The organism is Aeromonas sp. TS_SC_11 (assembly GCF_057318915.1).
Genome location: NZ_CM170470.1, coordinates 924,604 through 950,000, shown reverse-complemented (window position 1 = coordinate 950,000; position 25,397 = coordinate 924,604). Strand labels below are relative to the sequence as shown.

The following is a 25,397-nucleotide window of genomic DNA, read 5'->3' as shown; positions in this document are numbered from 1 at the left end:
CTGGTTCTCCCCGAAAGCTATTTAGGTAGCGCCTCGGACGAATACTACTGGGGGTAGAGCACTGTTTGGACTAGGGGGTCATCCCGACTTACCAACTCCATGCAAACTCCGAATACCAGTAAGTAATATCCGGGAGACACACGGCGGGTGCTAACGTCCGTCGTGAAGAGGGAAACAACCCAGACCGCCGGCTAAGGTCCCAAAGTTCTGGTTAAGTGGGAAACGATGTGGGAAGGCTCAGACAGCTAGGATGTTGGCTTAGAAGCAGCCATCATTTAAAGAAAGCGTAATAGCTCACTAGTCGAGTCGGCCTGCGCGGAAGATGTAACGGGGCTCAAACCAGGCACCGAAGCCGCGGATTCATACTTATGTATGAGTGGTAGGGGAGCGTTCTGTAAGTCTGCGAAGGTGTATCGAGAGGTATGCTGGAGATATCAGAAGTGCGAATGCTGACGTAAGTAACGATAAAGGGGGTGAAAAGCCTCCTCGCCGGAAGACCAAGGGTTCCTGTCCAACGTTAATCGGGGCAGGGTGAGTCGACCCCTAAGGTGAGGCCGAAAGGCGTAATCGATGGGAAGCAGGTTAATATTCCTGCACGACTTGTAATTGCGATGGGGGGACGGAGAAGGCTAGGTGGGCCAGGCGACGGTTGTCCTGGTGAAAGTGCGTAGGTGGTGTTTCTAGGCAAATCCGGAGACACAACACTGAGACACGAGACGAAGCCACTACGGTGGTGAAGCCATTGATGCCCTGCTTCCAGGAAAAGCCTCTAAGCTTCAGATTACAAGTCATCGTACCCCAAACCGACACAGGTGGTCGGGTAGAGAATACCAAGGCGCTTGAGAGAACTCGGGTGAAGGAACTAGGCAAAATAGAACCGTAACTTCGGGAGAAGGTTCGCTCTTGACAGTGAAGTCCCTTGCGGATGGAGCAGTTGGGAGTCGCAGTGACCAGATGGCTGGGACTGTTTATCAAAAACACAGCACTCTGCAAACACGAAAGTGGACGTATAGGGTGTGACACCTGCCCGGTGCCGGAAGGTTAATTGATGGGGTTAGCGCAAGCGAAGCTCTTGATCGAAGCCCCGGTAAACGGCGGCCGTAACTATAACGGTCCTAAGGTAGCGAAATTCCTTGTCGGGTAAGTTCCGACCTGCACGAATGGTGTAACCATGGCCATGCTGTCTCCACCCGAGACTCAGTGAAATCGAATTCGCCGTGAAGATGCGGTGTACCCGCGGCTAGACGGAAAGACCCCGTGAACCTTTACTACAGCTTGGCACTGAACATTGAACCTACATGTGTAGGATAGGTGGGAGGCTTTGAAGGCGTGACGCCAGTTGCGCTGGAGCCGTCCTTGAAATACCACCCTTGTATGTTTGATGTTCTAACGCAGGGCCCTGAATCGGGCTCGCGGACAGTGCCTGGTGGGTAGTTTGACTGGGGCGGTCTCCTCCCAAAGAGTAACGGAGGAGCACGAAGGTTGGCTAATCCTGGTCGGACATCAGGAGGTTAGTGCAATGGCATAAGCCAGCTTAACTGCGAGACGGACAGGTCGAGCAGGTACGAAAGTAGGTCATAGTGATCCGGTGGTTCTGAATGGAAGGGCCATCGCTCAACGGATAAAAGGTACTCCGGGGATAACAGGCTGATACCGCCCAAGAGTTCATATCGACGGCGGTGTTTGGCACCTCGATGTCGGCTCATCACATCCTGGGGCTGAAGTCGGTCCCAAGGGTATGGCTGTTCGCCATTTAAAGTGGTACGCGAGCTGGGTTCAGAACGTCGTGAGACAGTTCGGTCCCTATCTGCCGTGGGCGTTGGATGATTGAAGGGAGTTGCTCCTAGTACGAGAGGACCGGAGTGAACGAACCTCTGGTGTTCGGGTTGTCACGCCAGTGGCACTGCCCGGTAGCTAAGTTCGGAATCGATAACCGCTGAAAGCATCTAAGCGGGAAGCGAGCCCTGAGATGAGTCATCCCTGACCCCTTGAGGGTCCTAAAGGGCCGTTGGAGACCACAACGTTGATAGGTGGGGTGTGTAAGCGCGGCGACGTGTTGAGCTAACCCATACTAATTACCCGTGAGGCTTAACCATACAACACCCAAGAAGTGTTCTAAGGCTTGTAGCAAATCGAAGAACTACTACCTAATTCAGTGATAGCGACCAGCCAATAGGCAAATCGTTATTCACGTCAGCTTTCTGGATTGAAGAATTTGCCTGGCGGCCATAGCGCCGTGGAACCACCTGATCCCATGCCGAACTCAGAAGTGAAACGCGGTAGCGCCGATGGTAGTGTGGCATTCGCCATGCGAGAGTAGGACACTGCCAGGCACCCAACACGAAAAACCCCGCTCATCGAGCGGGGTTTTTTATTGCCTGAAATTTATCATTCCTGCGGTGTCCTCTGCGCTATGCCCCTTAGGCTCTCTCCGCACAGGGCAACTCCATATTGACCACCCCATCTTCCAGCTGGATATCGATCTTGAAACCAAGACGTTTGGCCAGATTGATCATGCCGCGATTGCTGGGCATGGTCATGCCGGATAGCTGGCCAATCCCTCTCTCTCTGGCGTAACGTACGATTTTCTCCATCATCAACTTGCCGAGCCCCAGCCCCTTTAGGTCGGATCGCACCAGAATGGCAAACTCCGCATCGGACTGATCCGGGTTTGAAATGGCTCGCACCACCCCCAGAATTTGCTGACTGAAGGCCCCGTCCTGTCCTACCGCGACGAAGGCCATCTCCCTATCGTAGTCAATCTGGGTCATACGAGCGAGCTCTTCGTGGCCCAGTTCTCCCACGTCAGCAAAGAAGCGTTTGTACCTATCTTCATCGGAGACCTTGAGCACAAACTCTTTGTGAGCGGGTTCATCCTCCGGCCGGATCGGTCGGAGTAGCACATGGCTCTGGTCCTTGAGCCAGGCCCCTTCTTCCAGCTCGGTGGGATAGGGGCGTATCGCCAAGGGGCAACGCTGCTGTGTCATCGGCATCAGTGTCAGGCTGGCATCCAGAATCACCATCTCGGCCCCGCATGCTTGCAATGGATGCAGGTCCAGCTCCTGGATCTCGGGAAACGCCAGCAGCAGTTCCGATAGCTGGCACAACACCTGACCAAGCGCATCGATATCGAGTCTTTCGGGGGTGGCCTGCTCGCGGATCTTGCGGCTCTTGAGGGCGCCGATGACCTGGTAGCGCGCGAGAGCCTGGTTCAGTGGCGGGAGTGCGGCGACCATCTCCGGGGGTTCTGCTCCCGACTCGCCGAGCAGGATGACAGGACCGAAGACGGGATCCTGTTGCAGGCGGATCCTCAGTTCCAGCCCTCCGCTGCGGCGTGCCATGCGCTGCACCAGCAAGCCTTCGATGCGGGCCCCGGCATCGTGCTGTCTGACCCGATCCAGAATGGCATCTGCCGCCTGCGCGACCTCGGCAGAAGTGCGCAGGTTCAGCATGACGCCGTGTACCGCAGACTTGTGGGCAATGTCCGGCGAGCGCAATTTTACTGCTACCGGATAGCCGATCTGTTCAGCCGTCAGGGTGGCTTCGATGGCGTCGGAGACAATCCAGGTCGGCAGGGTCGAGAGCCCGGCAGCTTGCAGTATGGGTTGCACCAGATGGGTATCGAGGGTGAGTTGCTTGCGTTCCAGAGCCTGCCGGATCAGTTGTTGGCAGAGTTCGACATTGAGCTTGTCCCCCTGCAGGGATGCGGGTGTTTCCATCAGCTGCTTCTGGTTGCGACGGTATTCCACCATATGCATGAAGGCGGCCACTGCACTTTCGGGAGTGCGATAGGTCGGAATGCCCGCCTCGATGAAGAGCTTGCGTCCTTCCTGTGCCGAGTATTCCCCGGCCCAGTTGGTCAGGATATTGAAGCGCCTGGCTCTGGGATGCTGCCTGAGGTAATCGATCAGACTGCGCGCCAATTCGGCCCCGCGTGCTGTGAGGGAAGGCGCATGAATGAGCAGGATGGCATCTGCTTCATTCCCTTGCAGCAAGGTATCGAGTGCCTGCTGATAGGCGGTGATATCGGCATCACTGCCGATGTCTTTTGGCGGCATAGCCAGTTTTCCGCCCCGCTCAAGCAGCACATCGACCGCCATGTTGGCCAGTCCACGGCCGTTGGAGATGATGGCCAGCCGTTCTCCCTTGAGGGTCAGCGAATGGCTCAGGGTTTCGACCGCGGCAAACAGCTCGTGGGTATCTCGTACCCGCAGCATACCTGCTCGCCGGATGGCGGCATCGTAGACGTTGTCCAGCCCCTTGGCCGGATCGTGGCGACCGCTCTTGAGCACCAGTATTGGCTTGTTGCGCGAAGCCGCCCGCGCTGCCGAGAGGAAGTGGCGGGCGTCGTGCAACTTGTCCATATAGAGCAGGATGGCGCGAGTGGTGCCGTCGCGAGAGAGCTGATCCAGCAGCTGGCCGAAGTCGATGTCACAGTGATCGCCGAGGGAGATAAAGGCGGAAAAGCCCAGCTCATGCTGTTTGGCCCAATCCAGTATGGTCGTGCTGACGGCCGCCGACTGGGAGACAAAGGCAACCTGCCCAGGTTTGGCGGCGATGGGGGAGAAACTGGCGTTGATGCCCTGTGCTGGCAGTAACATGCCCATGCTGTTGGGGCCAAGCAGGCGAATGCCATATTGGCTGCTCAGGCGCTGCAACTGTTCTCTCTCTTCCTGGGAAAAATCGGCGGCCAGTATGATGGCGGCCCCGGCCCCTTTTTTGCCGAGCGCTTCGATGAGCGACAGTACCCGTTCGCGTTTGGTGCAGATGATGGCGAGATCGGGGGAGAGTGGCAGGCTGGCAATGTCGGGATAAGCCAGCACTCCGGCGATGGCTTTGTTATGGGTGCTGACCGGCAGTATGGGGCCCTTGAACTGGCCCGCCAGCAGGTGCCTGATCACCACGTGACCCGCTTTCTGCGGGTCGGTCGAGGCACCGATGACGGCGATTGAGTGGGGTTTGAAGAGCCGATCCAGGCCGTTTGGTTTCATGGGCACTCCTCATGGCGACCCCCGGAGGCGAGGGTGACGGATGGTGCCAGTGTAATACGCTTTGATTGCCTATTCTGTGACCGGTTGCGGATCACTGTTTGGCCAGGGCGCTGGCTCGCAGATAAAACTTCATCTTGCCCTGAATTTGGCGCACTGCCGCCAGCGGGCGCTCTTGCAGATAGATATCCTGTTCGTGATCCAGCAAGGTTTGTGGCACTCCCAGACTCTGCAGGTACTCTTCAAACAGCTGTGAGCTGTTGATTTCGATCAGGTGACGCATCATGGCGAGGCTTTTTCCATTCAGGTTGAACACCGAGCCTAGTCTGTGACCTGGGTCTTGCTCTGACCATTGTCAGATTTGACACCAAGTCGCTCACACATCTGCGGGTCCATGCATCAGAACTGGGCGCTCACGCGTTATAGTGAGTGCATCAAGATCAGAGGTACGAGGCGCAATGATCAGGATTTGGCTGTGGTGCATAACACTGTTTGCGGGGAGTGCCCTGGCTGCCGAGTCGTACATTCGGGCCTGGAACCTGTTGTTGGAGCACCCCAATCCGGCTGTGGCGGGCTTGCTGCGGTTGTCGCTCGATCTCACAGTGCCTGAATATGGTCCCTATCAGCTGATTGCGAGTCCGCCAATGGAGCAGGGGCGGGCGGTCAAGGCGTTACAGGAGGGTGCCCTGGTACAGATAGGAGTCTTTGCCCCTGATGAAGAGCGGGAGCGTTCCCTGCTGGCGGTCCATATTCCGTTGGCGAAGGGGTTGCTGGGCTGGCGGGTCTGCCTCATCCGGCCGGGGGATGAGGGGCGCTTTAGCGGCATAGGGTCGCTGGCGGACTGGCATAGCGCCGGACTTACCATCGGTCAGCACAGATCCTGGCCCGATACCCGCCTGCTCAAGGCCAACGGCCTCAAGGTAACGGTGGGCAATCTCTACGAGGCGCTGTTCAACATGCTGAGCAAGCGGCGTTTTGACTGCTTTCTGCGTTCCGTCATCGAGATAGAGGATGAACTAAAGCAGCATCCGGAGCTCGCAATCGAGCCCCATCTGGTGTTCCGTTATCCGCTGGCGCTGCTGTTCTTTGTTTCCCCCCAATATCCCGAACTGGCACAGCGCATCGAGCTCGGGCTGCAGCGGGCTCGCCAGTCCGGTGCCTTTGATCAGATCTTTGAAAAGGAGTTTGGCAGCACGATTCGTCGGTTGAAGCTGGACGAGCGGGTCATGCTTGAGCTGCATAACCCGGATCTGCCCGCCAGGAGCCGCATCATGATGGCTGACCCCTCGCTAATCTATGCGCCGGTCACGGCCACCCCGTCAGCGCAGTGAACCTTGGCCGCGCGCCGTATCCCAGAAGGCGCGGATAAGAGGCTCTTCCAGCCGCTTCTTGAGCACTGCGATACCGACGTCGAATGGCTTGAGCGCCGGTCTGGGCTCGACGATGCGCACCTTCTCCCCCATGGGGCTGTGATCGATCACGGCGGCAGGCACCAGCCCGACGCCAAAACCGAGCGCCACCATGGCGACTATGCCCTCGTTGCCTGCAACCTCGGCATAGATGTTGGGGGCAATTCCCTTGTTGCGAAACCACTGGTCACAGCGCTTTCGTGCCAGACCCTGTTCGGAGAGTATCAGCGGCAGTCGCTCCCAGTCCGGCTCACCCTGCAAGAACCACTGGCTCTGTTGCGGTGCGGTACGGGGGGCAATGAATACCAGTGGCACCTGCTGCAGGCTGGCAAATTCCAGCTTGGCGGAGAGCGCATCCGGCCGCGCGGCGATGGCGAGATCGGCCTCGTCGGCCAGGATCTTGTCCACCGCCAGCGCCGGGTCGCCGGTCTCCAGCTTGATCTCCAGTTGGGGGTAGCGGCGGCGGAAGCGCTCCAGCACTTCGGGCAGCAGAAAGTAGCTGGCGGTGACCGAGCAGAACACCCGCAGCCGCCCCTGCAGCGGTTCGTCGCTGCGTTTGAGCTCCTGCTTGAGCTGGCGCCACTCCTGCAACAGGCTGCCGCCAAACTCCCGCAGTTTCTCACCCGCCGAGGTGAGTCGCACGCTGCGGTTGTCCCGCTCGAACAGCACGCAGCCGGTCTCCTGCTCCAGTCGCTGAATGGCGCGGCTCAGGGTGGAGGGGCTGACCGCCATGGCATCGGCACTCTTGCCGAAGTGAAGGGAGTCGGCGAGGTGGAGAAACAGCTCGAGATTGCGAAGGTCCATCGTTTAATTCCTGCGGCGGCGGGTTTGCTGACGTGGGGGAGAAACAGCTTGAGATTGCGCAGAATCATCTTTCAATTCCTGCAACATACTGTTTCGAATATATCAGTTCAGGCAATGAGTGTCCCGCGCTATAGTGGTTCAGACAACGCCGTTATCCGGCATGGAATCAATCGAACGGAGCAATCACCATGGCTAACTATTTCAACACCTTGAACCTGCGTCAGCAGTTGGCCCAGCTGGGCAAATGTCGTTTCATGCAGCGGGCGGAATTTGCCGACGGTTGCGACGTGCTGAAGGGCAAGAAGGTGGTGATTGTGGGCTGTGGTGCCCAGGGTCTGAACCAGGGTCTGAACATGCGCGACTCCGGGCTGGATATCTCCTACGCCCTGCGCAAGGCCGCCATCACCGAGAAGCGCGCCTCCTGGCTGAAGGCTACCGACAACGGCTTCGCGGTTGGCACCTATGAAGAGCTGATCCCGACCGCAGATCTGGTGTTGAACCTGACTCCGGACAAGCAGCACTCCGACGTGGTGAAAACCGTGATGCCGCTGATGAAACAGGGCGCCGCGCTGGGCTACTCCCACGGCTTCAACGTGGTGGAAGAGGGTCAGCAGATCCGCGCCGACATCACTGTTGTCATGGTTGCGCCCAAGTGCCCGGGAACCGAAGTGCGTGAAGAGTACAAGCGCGGTTTCGGTGTGCCGACCCTGCTCGCCGTCCACCCGGAGAACGATCCCAAGGGTGAAGGCATGGCCATCGCCAAGGCGTGGGCTTCAGCTACCGGCGGCGACCGTGCCGGCGTACTGGAATCCTCCTTCGTCGCGGAAGTGAAATCCGACCTGATGGGCGAGCAGACCATCCTCTGCGGCATGCTGCAGGCCGGTTCCCTGCTCTGCTACGACAAGCTGGTTGCCGAAGGGACAGACCCGGCCTACGCCGGCAAGCTGATCCAGTTCGGCTGGGAAACCATCACCGAAGCCCTGAAGCAGGGTGGCATCAGCCTGATGATGGACCGCCTCTCCAATCCGGCCAAACTGCGTGCCTTCGAGCTCTCCGAGCAACTGCGCACCCTGATGCGCCCGCTGTTCGAGAAGCACATGGACGACATCATCGCCGGTGAGTTCTCCCGTGGCATGATGGCCGACTGGGCTGAAGATGACGTCAAACTTTTCACCTGGCGTGAAGAGACCGGCAAATCTGCCTTCGAGAACGCTCCTGCGTTCACTGGCAAAATTGCCGAGCAGGAGTATTTCGACAATGGCGTGGTGATGGTGGCCATGGTCAAGGCGGGTGTCGAGCTGGCGTTCGAGACCATGGTAGCTTCCGGTATCTACGAGGAGTCTGCCTACTACGAATCCCTGCACGAGTTGCCGCTGATCGCCAACACAGTTGCTCGCAAGCGTCTGTACGAGATGAACGTGGTCATCTCAGACACCGCCGAGTACGGCAACTATCTTTTCGCCAACGCTGCTGTGCCCTTGCTGCGCGAGCACTTCATGCCGACCCTGAAGGCTGGCGACTTGGGTGCCAGCAAGGCCGAAGGGCAGAACGTCGACAACCTGGCGCTGCTGGCAGCCAACGAGGCGACCCGCAACCACCCGATCGAGAAGATCGGTCAGGTACTGCGTGGTTATATGAAAGACATGAAGCGCATCGCCGTCGGCGGTTAAGCCTGCATCAGGCAGGATGTGATGAAGGGGCGGGGATGACGATCCCCGTCGCCGGTCGGACTGGACACCCGAACGGTCAGCCAGAAAAACCAGCCCGACCCGCCATAAAAAAGCCCCGCTCATCGAGCGGGGCTTTTGCATTCAGAAAGGCCGGCTAAATCAGGCTTTCCACGCTTTCCAGGTGTTGATCAGACCGTTGGTGGAGCAGTCGTGGCTGGTGACAGCCGCATCGGTGTTGAGCTCCGGCAGGATCTTGTTGGCCAGCTGTTTGCCCAGCTCCACGCCCCACTGGTCGAAGCTGAAGATGTTCCAGATTGCGCCCTGTACGAAGATCTTGTGCTCGTACATAGCGATCAGAGCACCCAGAGTTTTCGGGGTCAGGCTCTTGAACAGTATGCTGTTGGTCGGGCGGTTGCCTTCGAACACCTTGAACGGTACCAGATCCTTGACCTGCTCCAGGGTTTTGCCAGCAGCCAGGAACTCGGCTTCAACCTGTTCTTTGCTCTTGCCGAAAGCCAGTGCTTCGGTCTGGGCAAAGAAGTTGGCCAGCAGTTTCGGATGGTGGTCACCGATCGGGTTGTGGCTGATGGCCGGTGCCAGGAAGTCACAGGGGATCAGCTTGGTGCCCTGGTGGATCAGCTGGTAGAAGGCGTGCTGGCCGTTGGTGCCCGGCTCACCCCAGATGATGGGGCCAGTCTGGTAGTCAACCGGCTTGCCGTTGCGATCCACGTATTTGCCGTTGGACTCCATGTTGCCCTGCTGGAAGTAAGCAGGGAAGCGGTGCATGTACTGATCGTACGGCAGAATGGCTTCGGACTCGGCACCATGGAAGTTGTTGTACCACAGGCCAATCATCGCCAGCAGCACAGGCACGTTCTGCTCATAGGAGGCAGTGGCGAAGTGCATGTCCATCTCGAAGGCGCCTTGCAGCAGGGCTTCGAAGTTTTCGAAACCGACGGACAGGGCGATAGGCATGCCGATGGCAGACCAGGAGGAGTAGCGGCCGCCAACCCAGTCCCAGAACTCGAACATGTTGTCAGTGTCGATACCGAACTCAGCCACGGCCTTGCCGTTGGTTGAGAGCGCGGCGAAGTGCTTGGCCACGTGGGCCTTGTCACCGGCGATCTTGATGAACCAGTCGCGGGCGGTCAGGGCGTTGGTCATGGTCTCCTGAGTGGTGAAGGTCTTGGAGGCCACCAGGAACAGGGTGGTTTCCGCATCAATCTCTTTGAGCGTCTCGGCGATGTGGGTGCCATCGACGTTGGAGACGAAGTGCATCTGCAGGTGGTTTTTGTAGGGGCGCAGTGCCTCTGTGATCATCACAGGGCCCAGATCAGAGCCACCGATACCTATGTTGACCACGTGCTGGATCGCCTTGCCGGTGTAGCCTTTCCACTCGCCTGAGATGATTTTCTCGCAGAAGCCCTTCATCTTGGCCAGCACGGCGTTCACTTCCGGCATCACATCCTTGCCGTCGCACTCGATGGGGCGGTCGGAGCGGTTGCGCAGGGCCACGTGCAGTACGGAGCGCCCTTCGGTCATGTTGATCTTGTCGCCATTGAACATGGCATCGATCGCGCTGCGAAGATCGGTCTCTTTGGCCAGATCAACCAGCAATTTGAGGGTTTCCTCGGTGATCAGGTTCTTGGAGTAGTCGACCAGAATGTCGCCGCCAAAGGTGAGGGAGAACTTGTCGAAGCGCTTCGGGTCCTGCGCGAACAGATCCTTGAGTCGAGTCTCTTTGTTAGCTGCAAAATGGGCTTCCAGCGCCTGCCAGGCCTGGGTCTGGGTTGGATTGATATTTTTCATAGGATTACCGATCTTCCAAGTTGTGTTTGAACCTTGCAGGCAAGGCTCCCGCCAAACCTTATTATTCGAGCACTATACCGGGCCCATTATACCGAGGCCATGGCGCGGCCCGTGTAACAGAGCTTTACCAATTGTCTGCCATCGAAGGAGTTTACAACCAAAACGCTGCGATTATGAGTCACTCATGACCAGGGGATCTTGAGTTTGCTCATACTTCACTCGGCTTGCCCGGGTTGAAAGGGCTTTCATCTATGGCTGCCTGCCTGGCAAGTTTGTATTACAGCTAAAGAGGTATCTGACAGCCGTTTTTCGGCTCGTTTTATGAGCAAACGCAACTTGTCGGGGTTGGGCGTTGGCTAGTATGTGCACCGAATGGACGAGATCTCCCAGGGATGGCCACTGTCTGGAATGAGGAGATCGATATGAAACATGTTTTATCCCTGTTTGCCCTGAGCCTGATCGCCACCGGCCTCATCGGCCTGCTGACCCTGGCGCTGACCGCCGCCGCGCCGACTCTCGAGATTCGGGTGTTGGCCGTGATCGGGGCCGTGCTGGGGGGCTATGCGCTGGTGCAGCCACTGCTTAACCGGGTCGCTCGTCGACTGGTATGAAGATGGGCAAGCCAACCTAGCTGCCCGGATTGACAGTTTTTCGACCCCATGATGCAAGGTGAGCTGCGGGTCGAGTCTTTATGCCTTGCGGCACGACCTGGGTTTCAGAAACGACAATGCCAGCCTCAGGGCTGGCATTGTCGTGATCGTCTGCGCAGGTATCAGGCCTGGGGCTTTTGCATGTGCATGACCATCTGCGGGAAGGGGATCTCGATGCCTTCGGCATCAAAGGTCAGCTTCACCTTTTCGTGGAAGTCGAACCAGACGCCCCAGTAATCGGCAGTCTTGACCCAGGGACGCACTACGATATTGACCGAGGAGTCGGCCAGGGCGGCAACGGCTATGGTGGCTGCCTGTTCCTTCAGAATGCGCGGCTCTTCACTCACCAGGCGCTCGAGGAGCTGTTTGGCCTTGCGTAGGTCAGAACCGTAGCCGATACCGAAGGTCATGTCGACGCGGCGGGTGTCCATGCGCGAGTAGTTGACTATGGTGCCGTTGAGGATGGCGGAGTTGGGTACCACTACCATCTTGTTGTCACCCGAGGTGAGGGTAGTGGTAAACAGCTGAACGGACTGCACCACACCCGCAGTGCCCGCCACTTCGATAAACTCACCGGCCTTGATGGGGCGGAAGATGATCAGCAGGAAACCGGCGGCGAAGTTGGAGAGCGAGCCTTGCAGTGCCAGACCTATGGCCAGACCGGCGGCACCGATAATGGCGACGAAGGAGGCGGTTTGCACCCCGACTCGACCCATGGCTGCAATCACCACGAACACCAGAATGGTGTACTTGAGGATGCTGCCAACGAAATGCGTCACTGTGGCATCCAGCTTGCGAGCATGCATCACCTTGATCACGCCATTGCTGAGAAGGTTGGCGGCGATGTAACCGACCAGCAGGGTGATCAGGGCGGCCGCAATATTGACGGCATACTCGATCAGCAGGCCCTGATTATTGACCAGCCAGGTCTGCGCTTCTGTGATGATTTCGGGTTCCATAGGATGTCCTGTCAGGCAGTAAAGGTTTATGACACATGAATCTAACACTGGCATGCGACAGTTTGGGTCGCATCTGGTGCTCCCTTCCATTTTTTGCCATAAAAAACAAGGGAGGCCAAGGCCTCCCTTTGTGTATCCACCCGAATGGCGTCAGCTTTGCAGCAGTTGGCTGCGGATGAAGAGCCACTGATCTTCGAAGCCGGCGGTGGGCTTGAGTTTGAACTCGGAGCGGACAAACTGACTGATGCGTCCCTCGGTATAGGCCAGCAGCAGATTGGCGAGCATGGTCTCGTCGAGCTGGAAGCCCTGACCTTCCCGCAGCCGTTTTTCCCGCAACACCTGCTTGATCTGGGTTTCCAGCTTGTCGAACAGGATGCTGATGCGATCCCGCAGTCGATCGTGCTCACCCAGCAGGGCGTCGCCGTTGAGGATGCGGGTGATGCCGGGATTGCGCTCGGCGAACACCAGCAGCAGCTGAAGGATATGATGGCAGCGGGCCATGGTGTCCTTCTCTTCGGCCATGATCAGGTTGACCCGTGACAGCAGGGAATCCTCGATAAAGTCGATCAGTCCCTCGAACATCCGCGCCTTGCTGGGAAAATGTCGATAGAGGGCGGCCTCAGAGACACCCACCTCGGCCGCCAGACGTGCCGTGGTGATACGCTGGCCAGGACTGGTCTCCAGCATATGGGCGAGTGCTTGCAGGATCTGATCGCGCCGACTCTGTTTCTGATTACTGCTTGCCATGGATTCCCCTAAAAAAACAATGGCTTGATTCTGTTATTAGGCACAGGCCCGGGGGCTTGTGTGGTCTGTTATTGGCGACCAGAAGAACCAAAACCGCCTTCACCCCGTTCACTTTGATTGAACTCATCGACCAGTTGGAAGCTGGCCTGCACCACCGGCATTATCACCAGTTGGGCGATGCGTTCACCGGGTTGCATGGTGAAACTGTCGTTGCCACGATTCCAGACCGAAACCATCAGCTGGCCTTGGTAATCGGAATCGATGAGGCCCACCAGGTTGCCCAGCACTATGCCGTGCTTATGGCCGAGGCCGGAGCGGGGCAAAATGGTGGCGCACAAGCCGGGATCCTGAATGTGGATGGCCAGACCGGTCGGTACCAGAATGGTGTCGCCTGGTGCCAGCGTGATGGGCGCATCCAGCAGCGCACGGAGGTCCATACCGGCAGAGCCCGGTGTGGCGTAAGCGGGCAGCGGGTACTCGGTGCCGATGCGGGCATCCAGAATTTTCAGCTCAATTTGTGTTGTCATGAATCGTTCGTTTTTCAATGGGTTCTTGTGTGGACACCCGGAATATTCGGTACAGTCCGGGCAGTCATGAATTGATCGTTGCTCAGCGAGTGCTGGTGTGGGCGTCCTGCATGGGCAATGCCAGCGGGGTGCCATGTGTCTGCACTCAGCGCCGGTAGTGGCGCGCAATCAGGGCGATGAGGTGGCGAGCCAGCGTCAGCTTATCGGCCAGTGGTAGCGGGGCTTGACCCCCTTGCCAGAACACGGTCAGAGCATTGTCATCGGCATTGAAGCCCTGGCCCGCACGAGACACATCGTTGGCGGCGATCATGTCCAGCCGTTTTCGCTGCAATTTATCGAGGGCGTATTGTTCCACATCCACGGTTTCGGCGGCAAATCCGACGGTGAAGGGCTTGTCTGATAACGCCCCCACGGCAGCTATGATGTCGGGATTCTTGACCAGGGTCAGCACCATCTGATCGTTGTCGCCGGTCTTTTTGATCTTCTGGCTGGCGACTTGCTCGGGCCTATAGTCGGCCACCGCCGCGCAACCGATAAAGAGGTCGCACTCGCCGACCCGGCTCATCACCGCCTGATGCATCTGCTCGGCGCTCTCCACATCGACACGCTCCACCCCGCTCGGTGCAGGCAGGGCGACCGGCCCGCTCACCAGCGTCACTTCGGCCCCTGCCTCACGGGCGGCGCGGGCGATGGCGTAACCCATCTTGCCCGAGCTGTGGTTGCTGATGTAGCGCACCGGATCCAGTGCCTCGCGGGTCGGTCCGGCGGTGAGCAGCAGTCTGACGCCCGCCAGCAGCGGCTCGGCGGCCAGTTGCTGGCAGCAGCGCTCAACCAGTTCCAAGGGATCCAGCATCCGTCCCGGGCCTACGTCGCCACAGGCCTGGCTGCCGGAATCCGGCCCCCACAGCAGTATGCCGCGACTGGCCAGGGTCTTGAGATTGGCCTGGGTGGCGGCGTTGAGATACATCTGCTGATTCATGGCGGGAGCCAGTGCCACCGGAGCCGGAGTCGCCAGACAGAGGGTGGTGAGCAGTTCGTCGGCCATGCCGGCGGCCATGCGGGCCATCAGATTGGCGCTCGCCGGGGCGATCAGCACCAGATCCGCCCATTTGGCCAGCTCGATATGGCCCATGCCCGCTTCGGCAGCCGGATCCAGCAAGCTGTCAGCCACCGGATGACCGGAAACCGCCTGCAGGGTCAGCGGGGTGATGAACTCCTTGGCGGAGCGCGTCATCACTACCCGTACCTCGGCCCCCTGATCTTTCAGGCGGCGTACCAGTTCGGCACTCTTGTAGGCGGCGATCCCGCCACTGACACCCAACAGGATGCGTTTATCGGCCAATCTCATCTGCTGCTTCTCTTCCGGCTCACTCTGACTGGTCGGCTAAGATACCACAGGCAACGGACGACGACAGAGGCTGACATGGGGGACTTGTGGCCGGCCTCCCGCGATTTTTTGCTATGTTTTCTCTCAATAGGCATGAGGGAGAGACAAATGAGCATCAAGGAGTGGCCTGAGGATGAGAGACCCAGAGAGAAACTGCTGCGGCAGGGGCCAGCAACGTTATCCGATGCCGAATTGCTGGCCATCTTCCTGCGAACCGGCGTCAACGGTCTAAGTGCGGTGGATCTCTCCCGTCAGCTATTGCAGCAGTTTGGTTCGCTGCGGGCACTGCTCGGGGCCGATCAAGGCGCCTTCTGTCATGCCCATGGACTGGGGCCTGCCAAGTATGCTCAATTGCAGGCGGTGCTGGAGATGGGCAAGCGCCATCTGGCCGAGCAGTTGCAACGGGGCGATGCCCTGACCTCGCCCCAGCTGACCCGGGATTACCTGCAAGCCCAGCTGCGGGATCGGCCGCGGGAGGTGTTCGCCCTGCTGTTGCTGGATAACCAGCACAGAGTCATTCAATTCGTTGAACTTTTTTACGGCACCCTCGATTCTGCAAGCGTCTGGCCCAGAGAAATCGTGCAGATCGCGCTCAAACATAATGCAGCCGCAGTGATTCTGGCGCATAATCACCCGTCCGGCGTGGCCGAGCCCAGTCGGGCCGACCGCCAGATCACGGATCGGATCTTGGCCGCTTTGGCCCTGATCGATATCAGAGTGCTGGATCACTTGGTGATCGGTGACGGCATCACGGTTTCTTTTGCAGAGCGTGGTTGGTTGTAACTGGGCTCTGGCACTGTATTAGTTGATCTTTGATCACGGATGCTGTATAAAATGCCGCCTTCTGTTTGCCCCGCAATCGAAGGCCAGCGGGGCAGATATTTGCTCGAGCAATGAAGTAAGATTTGGAGAGACTGACATGTCTAGAGTATGCCAAGTAACCGGCAAGCGCCCGGCAGTTGGTAACAACCGTTCGCACGCTAACAACGCTACCAAGCGTCGTTTCCTGCCGAACCTGCACACTCACCGTTTTTGGGTTGAGGGTGAAAAACGCTTCGTAAGCCTGCGCGTATCCGCAAAAGGCATGCGTATTATCGACAAGCGTGGCGTTGAAGTGGTTCTGGCTGAACTGCGCGCCAGCGGTGTTAAGGTATAAGGAATTAGATCATGGCTAAAGGTATTCGCGAGAAAATTCGCCTGAACTCCAGCGCCGGTACTGGTCACTTCTATACCACTACCAAGAACAAGCGCACCATGCCCGAAAAAATGGAGATCAAAAAGTTTGATCCCGTTGTTCGTCAGCATGTGATCTACAAGGAAGGCAAAATCAAGTAATTACTTGATGCTGCATTCCCAAAAGCCCGGCCCAGTGCCGGGTTTTTTTATGGCTGGAATTCAGTACACTGCCGGTTCAAACGGAGGCTTGCCATGTTGAAATTGAGCCGTAAAGGCTGGAATAACGTGATCATAGTGGCCGTGCTGGCGGTGATCACTCTGCTGCACCGGCTGGAGATGGCCCAGCAGGAGAACAGCGCCCAGCGGCCTCGTACCCTGTTGCCGGACAGTGCAGTCGTTCTCACCTGGCAGGGGCCGAGCTGGCAGATAGAACGCATCGGCCAGGGCTGGCGCAGTGGACCGGATCTGGGGCTCACCAGTGCCCAGCTGGCGGCCCATATCGAGGCGTGGCAGGCTTGGTTGCTGCCCCCTGGCGATGCGGTGCGTGGCGCGCCGGTTACCCTCAAGGTGTGGATCGCCGGTCAGAGCGACCCGATTGAAGTGGGGATCTATCAGGACAACGGCAAGTTTGCCGCCCTGTTGCCGCCCTCGACCTGGCTCACCCTGAGTCAGGAGCAGTATCGCAGCCTGTTGCGCCCCTCTCCGTAATCCACCTTAATTTGTTGGAGGCCCCATGCCTGAATTACCGGAAGTTGAAGTCAGCCGCCAGGGAATATCTCCCTGGCTCACCGGCATCAAGGTGACCCGCGTCGTGGTACGGGATGGCCGGCTGCGCTGGCCGGTACCTGGCGAAATCCAGGAGCTGGTGGATCTCACCATCCACAGGGTCAGCCGTCGTGCCAAGTATTTGCTGCTGGAGACCGACTTTGGCACCGCCATCCTGCATCTGGGCATGTCCGGCAGTCTGCGGGTGCTGAACATCGGTACGGCGGCCGAGAAACACGATCACGTGGATATAGAGCTCGCCAACGGCAAGCTGCTGCGACTCAATGACCCGCGCCGCTTTGGGGCCCTGCTGTGGACCCGTGAACCCGCCGAGGCACACGCCCTGCTGGCCAAACTGGGCCCGGAGCCGCTGACCGATGCCTTCAACGCCGAGTATCTGCAAGGGCGTGCCAAGGGGCGCAGCACTGCCATCAAGACCTTCCTGATGGACAACCATGTGGTGGTCGGTGTGGGTAACATCTACGCCAATGAGGCGCTGTACGCTGCCGGTATTCATCCCAAACGGGCGGCGGGCAACATCAGTGCCGAGCGACTGGAAACCCTGGTGGCCGAGATCAAGCGGGTGCTGGCTTCTGCCATCCAGCAGGGGGGAACCACCCTCAAGGATTTCACCAGCGCCGATGGCAAGCCGGGCTATTTCGTGCAGCAGTTGCAGGTTTATGGTCGCGGTGGTCAAGCCTGTTTCCATTGTCATACCCTGCTCAGTGAAATACGGCTGGGGCAGCGTACAACCGTGTTTTGCTCCCACTGCCAGCGCTGAATCGCAGTTATTTTGGCCAAACATGGCCAAGTTGTAAGAGAGTATTTCCGGTCTGTTGAATATTTGGGCGCCTGTCACTAGTATCTCGACCGTTCAGGCGGTTTGAGAAAATAAAATGACAGCTAAATCAATGGACTGGGATCATTTATCCCGGCAGGGGCACTATTGCGCCCAAAAAATGGCCCGCTTCCTCTATCCCGATGACAGCGCCCGCAAGACCTTCAATCGCGCCAAGTTCGTGCTGCGCAGCCTGCTCTATCGGCAGCAGATGAGCCGGGTGTTCGAGCTGTTTCAGGCCGAACCGCTCAAGGCCCTGCCTGCACACTATCCCGAGCTGCTCGACAAGCCGATGCGACCCTATCGGTTTGCCGGCTCCACCGCGACCCAGCGGGCCGAGATGCTGGAAAACCACTATCGACTGCTGCTGGCCCGTTATCCCGAGCTGATAGACCCGCTCTATCTGGACGAGGGCATTGAGCTTGGCCAGTATCCCCAGAGTGGATGTCGCATAGTGCTGCGCCACGATGGTACCTTCCGTCGTGAGGCCGAGCTGGCGCTCTCCATCGTCGATCAACAGGGCAAGCGCCTCTATAGTTGTGCCTTCTCGCTGGCGGGTACCCCCGGCAAGCTGTCGCTGGTGATCGGCTCGGTACAGGGGCCGGAACCCTGCGTCGAACAGGCACAGGACAAGGTTCGAGCCCTGACCAAGGAGGGCAATGGCTTGCGGCCCAAGTCGCTGGTGGTGATGCTGGTGATGCAGCTGGCCGAGGCGATGGGGGCCGAGCATATCTCGGCGGTGCGGATGAAGGCACACATCTACCAGGCCAAGCGTTACAGCAAGAAGAAAAAAGCCTGTCTGCAGGCGGATTATGACGAGCTGTGGGAGGAATTTGGCGCCATCGATCAGGATGACAACTTCGTGCAGCTGTTGCCTGCGGTGCGCAAGCCGCTGGAGGAGATTGCCTCCAAGAAGCGGGCCATGTACCGGCGCCGCTACGAATGGCTCGACGAGCTGGCGCTCTCCTGCCAGCAGGTGCTGGGTCGCGCGGCGGGCTGACTGCCAGTGCGAACAATGGCGAGCGCGGCCCATGTGCGCCGCACTAAACAGGCTACCCTCGGGTAGCCTGTTTGCTTGTTACTTGCCTTGCTTGGCGGCAATCGCCTTGGCGACGATCGGGTCGACAAACTGGCGTATGTCTCCCCCGTGCAGGGCGACCTCTTTCACCAGGGTCGAGGAGATGAAGGAGTTCTCCTCCGCCGGGGTGAGGAAGACGCTCTCCAGCTCCGGCATCAGGCGGCGGTTCATGTTGGCCAGCTGAAATTCGTATTCGAAGTCGGAGACGGCCCGCAAGCCGCGGATCAGCACGTTGGCTTGCTGCTCTTTGGCAAAGTCCACCAACAGGCCGGAGAAGCCCACCACCTTGACGTTGGGCAGGTGGGCTGTCACTTGCCGGGCAAGCAGGACACGTTCTGCAAGATCGAACAAGGGGCGCTTGCTCGGGCTGTTGGCTACCCCGACGACCACTTCATCAAACAGCCTGGCGGCACGACCTATCAGGTCGGTATGGCCGTTGGTGATGGGGTCGAAGGTGCCGGGATAAATTACCTTGTTGGTCATGCTCTTGATTCCTGCAACCTGGAAATTTGGTCGCATTATAGGGTCTGTTGATGTTTTGTCGCGACCGGGACGATGTCCGTTTTGTGCGGGACCTGGCGCGAGCGGCCCGGTTTGATCGTCCAAATCAGTATCGTCTGGTGTCTTCGCTTGAGAATAGCTGTGCATCAGGCAAGAATACCCGCACCGCGCATCAAGCCTCCTTGCATTGGTGACAGGGAGCAAAGGGATTTTTTATGAAACGTATTCTGGTAGTACGCAACGACAAGATTGGTGACTTCATGCTGGCATGGCCGAGTTTTGCCATGCTCAAGCGCTCCATGGATTGTCATGTGACTGCCCTGGTTCCTGCCTACACGGCGCCGTTGGCCCGTCTCTGCCCCTGGATCGACGAAATTATCCTGGATCCGGGTTCAGGAGCCGACAAGGAACAGCAACGTGCCTTGCAGGCGCGTATCAAGGCGGCGGCCTTCGATGCCTCCATCTGCCTTTTTTCCAATTCCCGCAATGCCATGCTGGTGTGGAAGGCGCACATCCCTTACCGGTTGGCTCCTGCGACCAAGCTGGCCCAGGTACTCTACAACCAGCGCCTGATCCAGCGCCGCTCCCGCTCCCAGAAGCCGGAGTACGAGTACAACCTGGATCTGGTGCGCCGCTTTCTCGCCGACCAGCAGGTGAGCGTGGTCGAGCCACAGGGCCCCTACCTCAGCTTTGACCCCCAGAGCCTGCAGCTGGTGCGCGAACAGGTTGCAACCAGACTGAAGCTGGATGCCAGTCGCCCCTGGCTGATGGTACACGCCGGCAGCGGTGGTTCGGCCAACAACCTCTCCATCGAGCAGTACTCGCGCCTCATCATCAAGCTCAATCAGGCATGCCCGGAATTGCAGTGCATCCTGACGGCGGGGCCGGGGGAGGAGAAGATCGCCGAGCAGCTGGCGGCAGAATTGCTGGCCCACGGTGGCAATGGCTGGATCTATCGCTCCGACGAGGGGCTGCCCAAGTTCTGTCAGGTGATGGCCAACGCGGCCCTGTTTGTGGCGGGCAGTACCGGGCCGCTGCACATAGCGGCGGCGCTGGACGTGCCGACCATAGGTTTCTTCCCGGCGCACCGCTCGGCCACCCCGCTGCGCTGGCGTCCGCTCAACAGCGAGGGGCGTCACCTGGCGTTCAGCCCGCCGGAAGACAGCGATCATCCGGAAGACATGAGCCAGCTCGATCCCAAGACAATGGCGGCGGCGATAGCTCGCTGGGCACTGCCCTTCTGGCGAACAGAGAGCTGACAGATGCAAACAGGGCCCTTTCGGGCCCTGTTTCGTCATGCTGGCTTGAGCGGCTGCGCAATTAGCTGCCGGTCTGGTCCGGTGCTTGCGGCTGCTGGCGGATCCAGAGGTCTGCGTACTTCGCGAAAGTGGAGTGGGCCGAGAGGATCGCGAGCAAGAGCCCCTGCTTGCCATCGAGGAAGCCGGCTTTGAGCAGGTACATCTTGAGGAAACAGCCCACGGCATGGACCAGTCCCTGGCCGAGGGAGCCCTTCTTGCCACGGGCGGTGCGCTGATCGGCCCAGGCTCTGGCATAGCCGGCGGACTTCACCAGATAGTGCTCCAGATCCCGGTAGGTGTAGTGGAGCAGGTCGCCATGCAGGTTGACTATCTGCATATTGGCCCGCACTTCCACCTTCTCGTGTACCAGTACCTCGTTGTAACGGGTGAGCGCCTTGGGATAGAGGCGCAGCACCCGATCCGGATACCAGCCGCTGTGGCGGATGAAACGACCAAACACCCAGGAGAGGCGTGGGATGGAGTAGATGGTGTCGCTGGCCGGATTGGCCATGACGGTGGCGATGGCCGCTTTCAGCTCGGGAGTGAGCCGCTCGTCCGCATCCAGCCACAGTACCCACTCTGACTGGACATGGGACTGGGCGAGGCGGCGCTGGCGGCCGAAACCGGGCCACACCGTATTGACGAAGAAACGGGCGCCGAATTCGGCGGCGATGGCGGGGGTCTCGTCCTGGCTGCCGGAGTCCAGAATGACGATCTCGTCCACCAGACCGTCGAGTGAGGCGAGGCAGGCTTTCAGGTTGTCGGCTTCGTTCTTGACGATCAGGACGGCCGCCAGAGTCGGTTTTTTCACGGGTTGAAGGCTCTTGTTGGCGCCCGGCTGGCGGGGCATGCTCAAATTGGCGCCCATTCTAGCCTAAAACGGCTGGCGGAGCATGGTTCCGGCGCCTATGGTGCATCAGTTTCAAATGGCTTCTTTTTTGGTGTGAGAGCGGGTGGTACGGGGATCTTCTGTTATTTCTCGGGCCATTCTTGGGGCATAATCTCGGCCAGTAATGATTAACCGCAGGGCTTGGCCCCAAGAGAAGCGTGAGATGAAAATATTGGTGATCGGCCCCTCCTGGGTCGGCGACATGGTGATGTCCCAGAGCCTCTACAAGGCGATCAAGACCAATCACCCTGACAGCGAGTTGCATGTGATGGCGCCAGCCTGGTGCGGTGCCCTGCTGGAGCGGATGCCCGAAGTGGACAAGGCTGTCCCCATGCCGCTCGGCCACGGTGACTTCAAGCTGGGAGCCCGCCGTCGGCTCGGCAAACAGCTGGCGGCCGAGAAGTACGATCAGGCGATCATCCAGCCCAACTCCATGAAGTCGGCGCTGATCCCCTGGTTCGCCAGGATCCCGGTGCGCACCGGCTGGAAGGGGGAGCACCGCTTCGGCCTGCTCAACGACATGCGCAGCAACAAGTCCGCCTTCCCGTTGATGGTGGAAGCCTATCTGGCGCTGGCCTATCCCAAGGCACAGATGAAGAGCCGGACCGATATTCCCGCCATTCCCCACCCCTCGCTCAATGTGGATCTCATCAATCAGGGCAAGGCGCTGGAGCGACTCGGTCTGGATCGTGTTCGTCCCGTGCTGGTGCTCTGTCCGGGTGCCGAGTTCGGCCCGTCCAAGCGCTGGCCGGAAGGGCACTACGCCGTGGTGGCGCAGAAGTATCTGGATGAGGGCTGGCAGGTGTGGATCTTCGGCTCCGGCAAGGATGTGCCTGTGGCCAACACCATTCGCGAGCGGATCAATCCGCTGTCGCGCCCCAACTGCCACGTGCTGGCGGGCAAGACCAACCTGTATGAGGCGATCGATCTGATGGCGCTGGCCGGGCGGGTCATCTCCAATGACTCCGGCCTGATGCACATAGCCGCCGCCCTCAACCGGCCGTTGATCGGCGTCTATGGCTCTACCTCGCCGCTCTACACGCCGCCGCTGGCGGACAGGGTCGAGATAGTGCACACCGACATAGAGTGCCGCCCCTGTTTCAAGCGCACTTGCAAGTTCGGCCACCTCAAGTGCCTGATCGAGCTGATGCCGGAACAGGTCATAGAGGCAGGCCGACGGCTGGAGTGCGCCGAGTCGCCAGATCAACCGATCGTGCTGCAAGTGGGTGAGCCGCCACGGTTTGTCTCCGATGCGAGCAAGCGATCGGAGCCGACATAACATGGGCTATCGGCTGCTCTACAACCTGCTGATCCACCTGGGGTTGCCGCTGGCGCTTTTGGCACTCTACAAGCCGAAGAAGGGCAAGCCTGGCTTTGGTGCGCGCTGGGCCGAACATCTGGGACGGACGCCGGCCAGCGGGCAGGAGGCGCCGCTCTGGATCCATGCGGTCAGCGTGGGTGAAACCCTGGCCATCAGTCCCTTCATCCGTGCACTCAAGGCCGAGCGGCCGGATTTGCCGATCCTGCTCACCACCACCACCCGCACCGGCGCCGAGCAGGCGGCCAAGCTCGGCGATCTGGTGGTGCATCGCTACGCCCCCCTCGATTACCCCTGGGCGGTTGCCGCGTTTCTCAAGTGCATCAAGCCTCGCGCCCTCTGGGTGATGGAGACAGAGCTGTGGCCGAACTGGCTGGCGGCCTGCGAGGCGCGCCATCTGCCGGTGACCATCATCAATGCCCGTCTCTCCGAACGCTCCTGCCAGCGTTATGCCCGTTTTCAAGGGGCGTTCGATACCCTCAGCCGGCCACTGACCCATCTGCTTTGCCAGCATCAGGACGATGCCGAGCGCTTTGCACGGCTCGGCGTCGGTCGTGAGCGGCTGGCGGTGACCGGTTCCATCAAGTTCGATATCCAGCTGGGTGACGAAGTGCAGGCCAGGGGGCAGGCCCTGCGTCAGCAGCTGGGGCAGAGCAGGCCGGTCTGGATCGCCGCCAGTACCCATCAGGGTGAGGATGAACAGGTATTGGCGGCGTTTGACCTGGTGCTGCAACGCCATCCCCAGGCATTGCTGATCCTGGTGCCGCGCCATCCGGAGCGCTTCGTTCGGGTGGCCGAGCTGTGCGCCCCTTACGGCTGTGTGCGGCGCACCGGCGGCGCCCCGATCCGCGAGACGGACAAGGTCTATCTCGGCGATACCATGGGCGAGTTGCCGCTGATGCTGGCGGCGGCCGATGTGGCCTTTGTCGGCGGCAGTCTGGTGAAGGTCGGCGGTCACAACTTGCTGGAACCGGCGGCGCTGGGCAAGCCTTGTCTGAGCGGCCCTGCCTACTTCAACTTCAGCGACATCACCCGCCAGCTGGTGGCTCAGGGTGGCGCGGCCCTGGTGGCCGATGCCGCCGCGCTGGGGGAGAAGGTGAGCGAGCTGCTGGCCGACGAGGGCGAGCGTCGCCAGATGGGCGAACAGGCCCGTGCCGTTGTGTTGCGCAATCAGGGCGCGCTGGCGCGCACCCTCTCTCACTGTCTTGCCAGTCTGGAAAGCGACTGAGCCCAGAGTGGCCATAAAAAACGGAGCGTCAGGCGCTCCGTTTTTGTTTTTCGTGCAGGCGTCGGTCAACGCATTATCAGGCCGAGCAGTATGCCCACCACGCCGAAGTCGGCATCGCTGAAGGTGGTGTTGGCAAAGCCGAGATCCCCCAGCACAGGCAGCAGAAACACTGGCAGGAAGGTGATCAGCAGGCCGTTGGCGAAGGCACCAAGCAGGGCACCGCGGCGACCACCTGTGGCGTTGCCGAATACCCCGGCCGCCGCGCCGACGAAGAAGTGCGGTACCACGCCAGGGATGATGACGGTGAGCCCCAGCAGGTAGAGCAGCACCATGCCCACCAGACCGGCGGTGAAGCTCGACAGGAAGCCGATCAACACGGCGTTGGGGGCGTAAGGGAAGACGATGGGACAGTCGAGCGCCGGTTTGGCGTTCGGGACCAGCTTGTCGGAGATCCCCTTGAAGGCCGGCACGATTTCGGCGATGACCATGCGCACACCCTGCAGGATGACGTAGACACCGGCGGCGAAGGTGATGGACTGCATCAGGGAGAACATGAACCAGTGCTTGCCCTTGGCAACGCTGGTGACGAACTCGGGCCCGGCAAAGGCGGAGGTGATGAGGAAGATTATGCCCATGGTGAAGGAGATGGCCACCGGGGTATCGCGCAGGAACAGCAGGCTCTTGGGCACCTGCACCTCTTCACTGCTGTGGGCCTTGTTGCCGAACTTGGCGCCGATCCAGCCGGCCAGCACATAGGAGATGGTGGAGAAGTGGCCGAGTGCCACCTCGTCCGAGCCGGTGATCTGCTTCATGTAGGGGTGAGCGAGGGCCGGGAACAGTACCATGGTCACGCCGACCACCAGGCTGCCGACCGCGATCAGCGGAATGCCGCTCATGCCGCCAGCGGAGAGGATCGCCGCCACCATCATGGACATGAAGAGGGTGTGGTGACCGGTCAGGAATATGAATTTCCACGGGGTGAGGCGGGCGATCAGTATGTTCACCAGCATGGCGAAGAACATGATCATCGCCATCTCCTTGCCGAACGACTGCTGGGCGATGGAGACGATGGCTTCATTGTTGGGAACCACGCCCTTGATGCCGAAGGCGTGCTGGAAGATGGTGGCAAAATCGCCCAGCGAGTTCACCACCAGAGTGGCACCGGCCCCCAGGATGACGAAACCCATTATGGTCTTGACCGTGCCCTTGATGCACTCGGTCACGGGTTTCTTCTGGGCAATCAGGCCGATGAGCGCGATCAGGCCGACCAGCACGGCCGGTTCGGACAGCACGTCAAACATCAGAAAATTGAAAAATTCCATGGTCAGCTCCAATCAGATGGAAGAGGCGGCCCGC

23 protein-coding genes and 2 rRNA genes (1 of these 25 running past the window's edge) are annotated in these 25,397 nt (G+C 59.5%); 14 read left to right on the top strand and 11 right to left on the bottom strand.

Features of this window, described 5'->3' with window-relative positions; genetic code table 11:
• A 23S ribosomal RNA gene (locus AC1P02_RS04530) occupies window positions 1–2,096 on the top strand (it extends 794 nt beyond the left edge of the window).
• Between the two features lie 122 nt (window positions 2,097–2,218).
• A 5S ribosomal RNA gene (rrf, locus tag AC1P02_RS04525) occupies window positions 2,219–2,333 on the top strand.
• Window positions 2,334–2,420: 87 nt separating this feature from the next.
• Here the strand turns inward: rrf and AC1P02_RS04520 are convergent.
• Both AC1P02_RS04520 and AC1P02_RS04515 read right to left on the bottom strand, forming a co-directional pair.
• Complete coding sequence (locus tag AC1P02_RS04520; RefSeq protein ID WP_485184272.1) at window positions 2,421–4,991, bottom strand: bifunctional acetate--CoA ligase family protein/GNAT family N-acetyltransferase; 2,571 nt, start codon at window positions 4,989–4,991, stop codon at window positions 2,421–2,423.
• A 91-nt stretch (window positions 4,992–5,082) separates the two neighbouring features.
• On the bottom strand, window positions 5,083–5,274 hold the full coding sequence (locus AC1P02_RS04515) for a hypothetical protein (RefSeq protein ID WP_234578107.1): 192 nt from the start codon (window positions 5,272–5,274) through the stop codon (window positions 5,083–5,085).
• A gap of 172 nt (window positions 5,275–5,446) precedes the next feature.
• Between AC1P02_RS04515 and AC1P02_RS04510 the strand changes: the two genes are divergently transcribed.
• Window positions 5,447–6,319 carry a substrate-binding periplasmic protein gene (locus AC1P02_RS04510; protein WP_234578110.1) on the top strand — a complete coding sequence of 291 codons (873 nt, stop codon included), beginning with the start codon at window positions 5,447–5,449 and terminating at the stop codon, window positions 6,317–6,319.
• Here the strand turns inward: AC1P02_RS04510 and ilvY are convergent.
• On the bottom strand, window positions 6,308–7,201 hold the full coding sequence (gene ilvY / locus AC1P02_RS04505; RefSeq protein WP_005321302.1) for an HTH-type transcriptional activator IlvY: 894 nt from the start codon (window positions 7,199–7,201) through the stop codon (window positions 6,308–6,310). The two genes, AC1P02_RS04510 and ilvY, sit on opposite strands and share 12 nt — an antisense overlap.
• A gap of 188 nt (window positions 7,202–7,389) precedes the next feature.
• Here ilvY and ilvC point away from each other — a divergent pair, with 188 nt between their 5' ends.
• A complete protein-coding gene (gene ilvC, locus AC1P02_RS04500; protein ID WP_485184269.1) occupies window positions 7,390–8,871 on the top strand; it encodes a ketol-acid reductoisomerase in 1,482 nt (493 codons plus the stop codon).
• Window positions 8,872–9,030: 159 nt separating this feature from the next.
• On the opposite strand, the gene pgi is transcribed toward ilvC, so the two are convergent.
• Window positions 9,031–10,680 (bottom strand): glucose-6-phosphate isomerase, encoded by a 1,650-nt coding sequence (gene pgi, locus AC1P02_RS04495; RefSeq protein ID WP_485184267.1) that lies wholly within the window; start codon window positions 10,678–10,680, stop codon window positions 9,031–9,033.
• Between the two features lie 422 nt (window positions 10,681–11,102).
• On the opposite strand from pgi, the gene AC1P02_RS04490 reads away from it, so the two are divergent.
• The gene (locus AC1P02_RS04490; protein WP_034524411.1) at window positions 11,103–11,291 is read left to right on the top strand and encodes a hypothetical protein; all 189 of its coding nucleotides are present in this window, start codon (window positions 11,103–11,105) and stop codon (window positions 11,289–11,291) included.
• 161 nt (window positions 11,292–11,452) lie between these two features.
• Here the strand turns inward: AC1P02_RS04490 and AC1P02_RS04485 are convergent, their stop codons facing one another.
• The 4 genes from AC1P02_RS04485 to coaBC form a co-directional block, all read right to left on the bottom strand.
• Entirely contained in the window at window positions 11,453–12,289 is an 837-nt protein-coding gene (locus AC1P02_RS04485) for a mechanosensitive ion channel domain-containing protein (RefSeq protein WP_485184265.1), read from the bottom strand.
• A 150-nt stretch (window positions 12,290–12,439) separates the two neighbouring features.
• Window positions 12,440–13,036, bottom strand: a complete 597-nt coding sequence (gene slmA, locus AC1P02_RS04480; protein ID WP_005321293.1) for a nucleoid occlusion factor SlmA — start codon at window positions 13,034–13,036, stop codon at window positions 12,440–12,442.
• A 68-nt stretch (window positions 13,037–13,104) separates the two neighbouring features.
• Complete coding sequence (gene dut, locus AC1P02_RS04475; RefSeq protein ID WP_005321291.1) at window positions 13,105–13,563, bottom strand: dUTP diphosphatase; 459 nt, start codon at window positions 13,561–13,563, stop codon at window positions 13,105–13,107.
• 145 nt (window positions 13,564–13,708) lie between these two features.
• A complete protein-coding gene (coaBC, locus tag AC1P02_RS04470) occupies window positions 13,709–14,911 on the bottom strand; it encodes a bifunctional phosphopantothenoylcysteine decarboxylase/phosphopantothenate--cysteine ligase CoaBC (RefSeq protein WP_058395980.1) in 1,203 nt (400 codons plus the stop codon).
• Window positions 14,912–15,058: 147 nt separating this feature from the next.
• Here coaBC and radC point away from each other — a divergent pair, with 147 nt between their 5' ends.
• The 6 genes from radC (at window position 15,059) to AC1P02_RS04440 (ending at window position 18,729) form a co-directional block, all read left to right on the top strand.
• Window positions 15,059–15,733 (top strand): RadC family protein, encoded by a 675-nt coding sequence (gene radC, locus AC1P02_RS04465; protein ID WP_017411691.1) that lies wholly within the window; start codon window positions 15,059–15,061, stop codon window positions 15,731–15,733.
• A gap of 136 nt (window positions 15,734–15,869) precedes the next feature.
• A complete protein-coding gene (gene rpmB / locus AC1P02_RS04460; RefSeq protein WP_005321271.1) occupies window positions 15,870–16,106 on the top strand; it encodes a 50S ribosomal protein L28 in 237 nt (78 codons plus the stop codon).
• An 11-nt stretch (window positions 16,107–16,117) separates the two neighbouring features.
• Window positions 16,118–16,285, top strand: a complete 168-nt coding sequence (rpmG, locus tag AC1P02_RS04455) for a 50S ribosomal protein L33 (RefSeq protein WP_005307500.1) — start codon at window positions 16,118–16,120, stop codon at window positions 16,283–16,285.
• Between the two features lie 93 nt (window positions 16,286–16,378).
• Window positions 16,379–16,834: a hypothetical protein gene (locus tag AC1P02_RS04450; RefSeq protein WP_265467463.1), complete on the top strand. Its 456-nt coding sequence runs from the start codon at window positions 16,379–16,381 to the stop codon at window positions 16,832–16,834.
• 25 nt (window positions 16,835–16,859) lie between these two features.
• Window positions 16,860–17,672, top strand: coding sequence for a bifunctional DNA-formamidopyrimidine glycosylase/DNA-(apurinic or apyrimidinic site) lyase (gene mutM, locus AC1P02_RS04445; protein WP_404293852.1), 813 nt, complete (start codon window positions 16,860–16,862; stop codon window positions 17,670–17,672).
• A gap of 178 nt (window positions 17,673–17,850) precedes the next feature.
• Window positions 17,851–18,729: a VirK/YbjX family protein gene (locus AC1P02_RS04440; protein WP_485185418.1), complete on the top strand. Its 879-nt coding sequence runs from the start codon at window positions 17,851–17,853 to the stop codon at window positions 18,727–18,729.
• Window positions 18,730–18,807: 78 nt separating this feature from the next.
• Here the strand turns inward: AC1P02_RS04440 and coaD are convergent, their stop codons facing one another.
• Window positions 18,808–19,290, bottom strand: a complete 483-nt coding sequence (gene coaD / locus AC1P02_RS04435; RefSeq protein WP_005321264.1) for a pantetheine-phosphate adenylyltransferase — start codon at window positions 19,288–19,290, stop codon at window positions 18,808–18,810.
• A 233-nt stretch (window positions 19,291–19,523) separates the two neighbouring features.
• Here coaD and AC1P02_RS04430 point away from each other — a divergent pair, with 233 nt between their 5' ends.
• Window positions 19,524–20,567 (top strand): glycosyltransferase family 9 protein, encoded by a 1,044-nt coding sequence (locus tag AC1P02_RS04430; RefSeq protein WP_485184256.1) that lies wholly within the window; start codon window positions 19,524–19,526, stop codon window positions 20,565–20,567.
• A 61-nt stretch (window positions 20,568–20,628) separates the two neighbouring features.
• Here the strand turns inward: AC1P02_RS04430 and AC1P02_RS04425 are convergent, their stop codons facing one another.
• Window positions 20,629–21,417, bottom strand: coding sequence for a glycosyltransferase family 2 protein (locus AC1P02_RS04425; RefSeq protein WP_485184254.1), 789 nt, complete (start codon window positions 21,415–21,417; stop codon window positions 20,629–20,631).
• A gap of 241 nt (window positions 21,418–21,658) precedes the next feature.
• Between AC1P02_RS04425 and waaF the strand changes: the two genes are divergently transcribed.
• Together waaF and waaA are read left to right on the top strand one after the other, a co-directional pair.
• Window positions 21,659–22,774, top strand: coding sequence for a lipopolysaccharide heptosyltransferase II (gene waaF, locus AC1P02_RS04420; RefSeq protein WP_219598139.1), 1,116 nt, complete (start codon window positions 21,659–21,661; stop codon window positions 22,772–22,774).
• 1 nt (window position 22,775) lies between these two features.
• Complete coding sequence (gene waaA, locus AC1P02_RS04415) at window positions 22,776–24,041, top strand: lipid IV(A) 3-deoxy-D-manno-octulosonic acid transferase (protein WP_485184251.1); 1,266 nt, start codon at window positions 22,776–22,778, stop codon at window positions 24,039–24,041.
• A 65-nt stretch (window positions 24,042–24,106) separates the two neighbouring features.
• Here waaA and ulaA read toward each other — a convergent pair whose 3' ends face one another.
• Window positions 24,107–25,363, bottom strand: a complete 1,257-nt coding sequence (gene ulaA / locus AC1P02_RS04410; RefSeq protein WP_096119128.1) for a PTS ascorbate transporter subunit IIC — start codon at window positions 25,361–25,363, stop codon at window positions 24,107–24,109.
• Window positions 25,364–25,397: the final 34 nt, after the last annotated feature.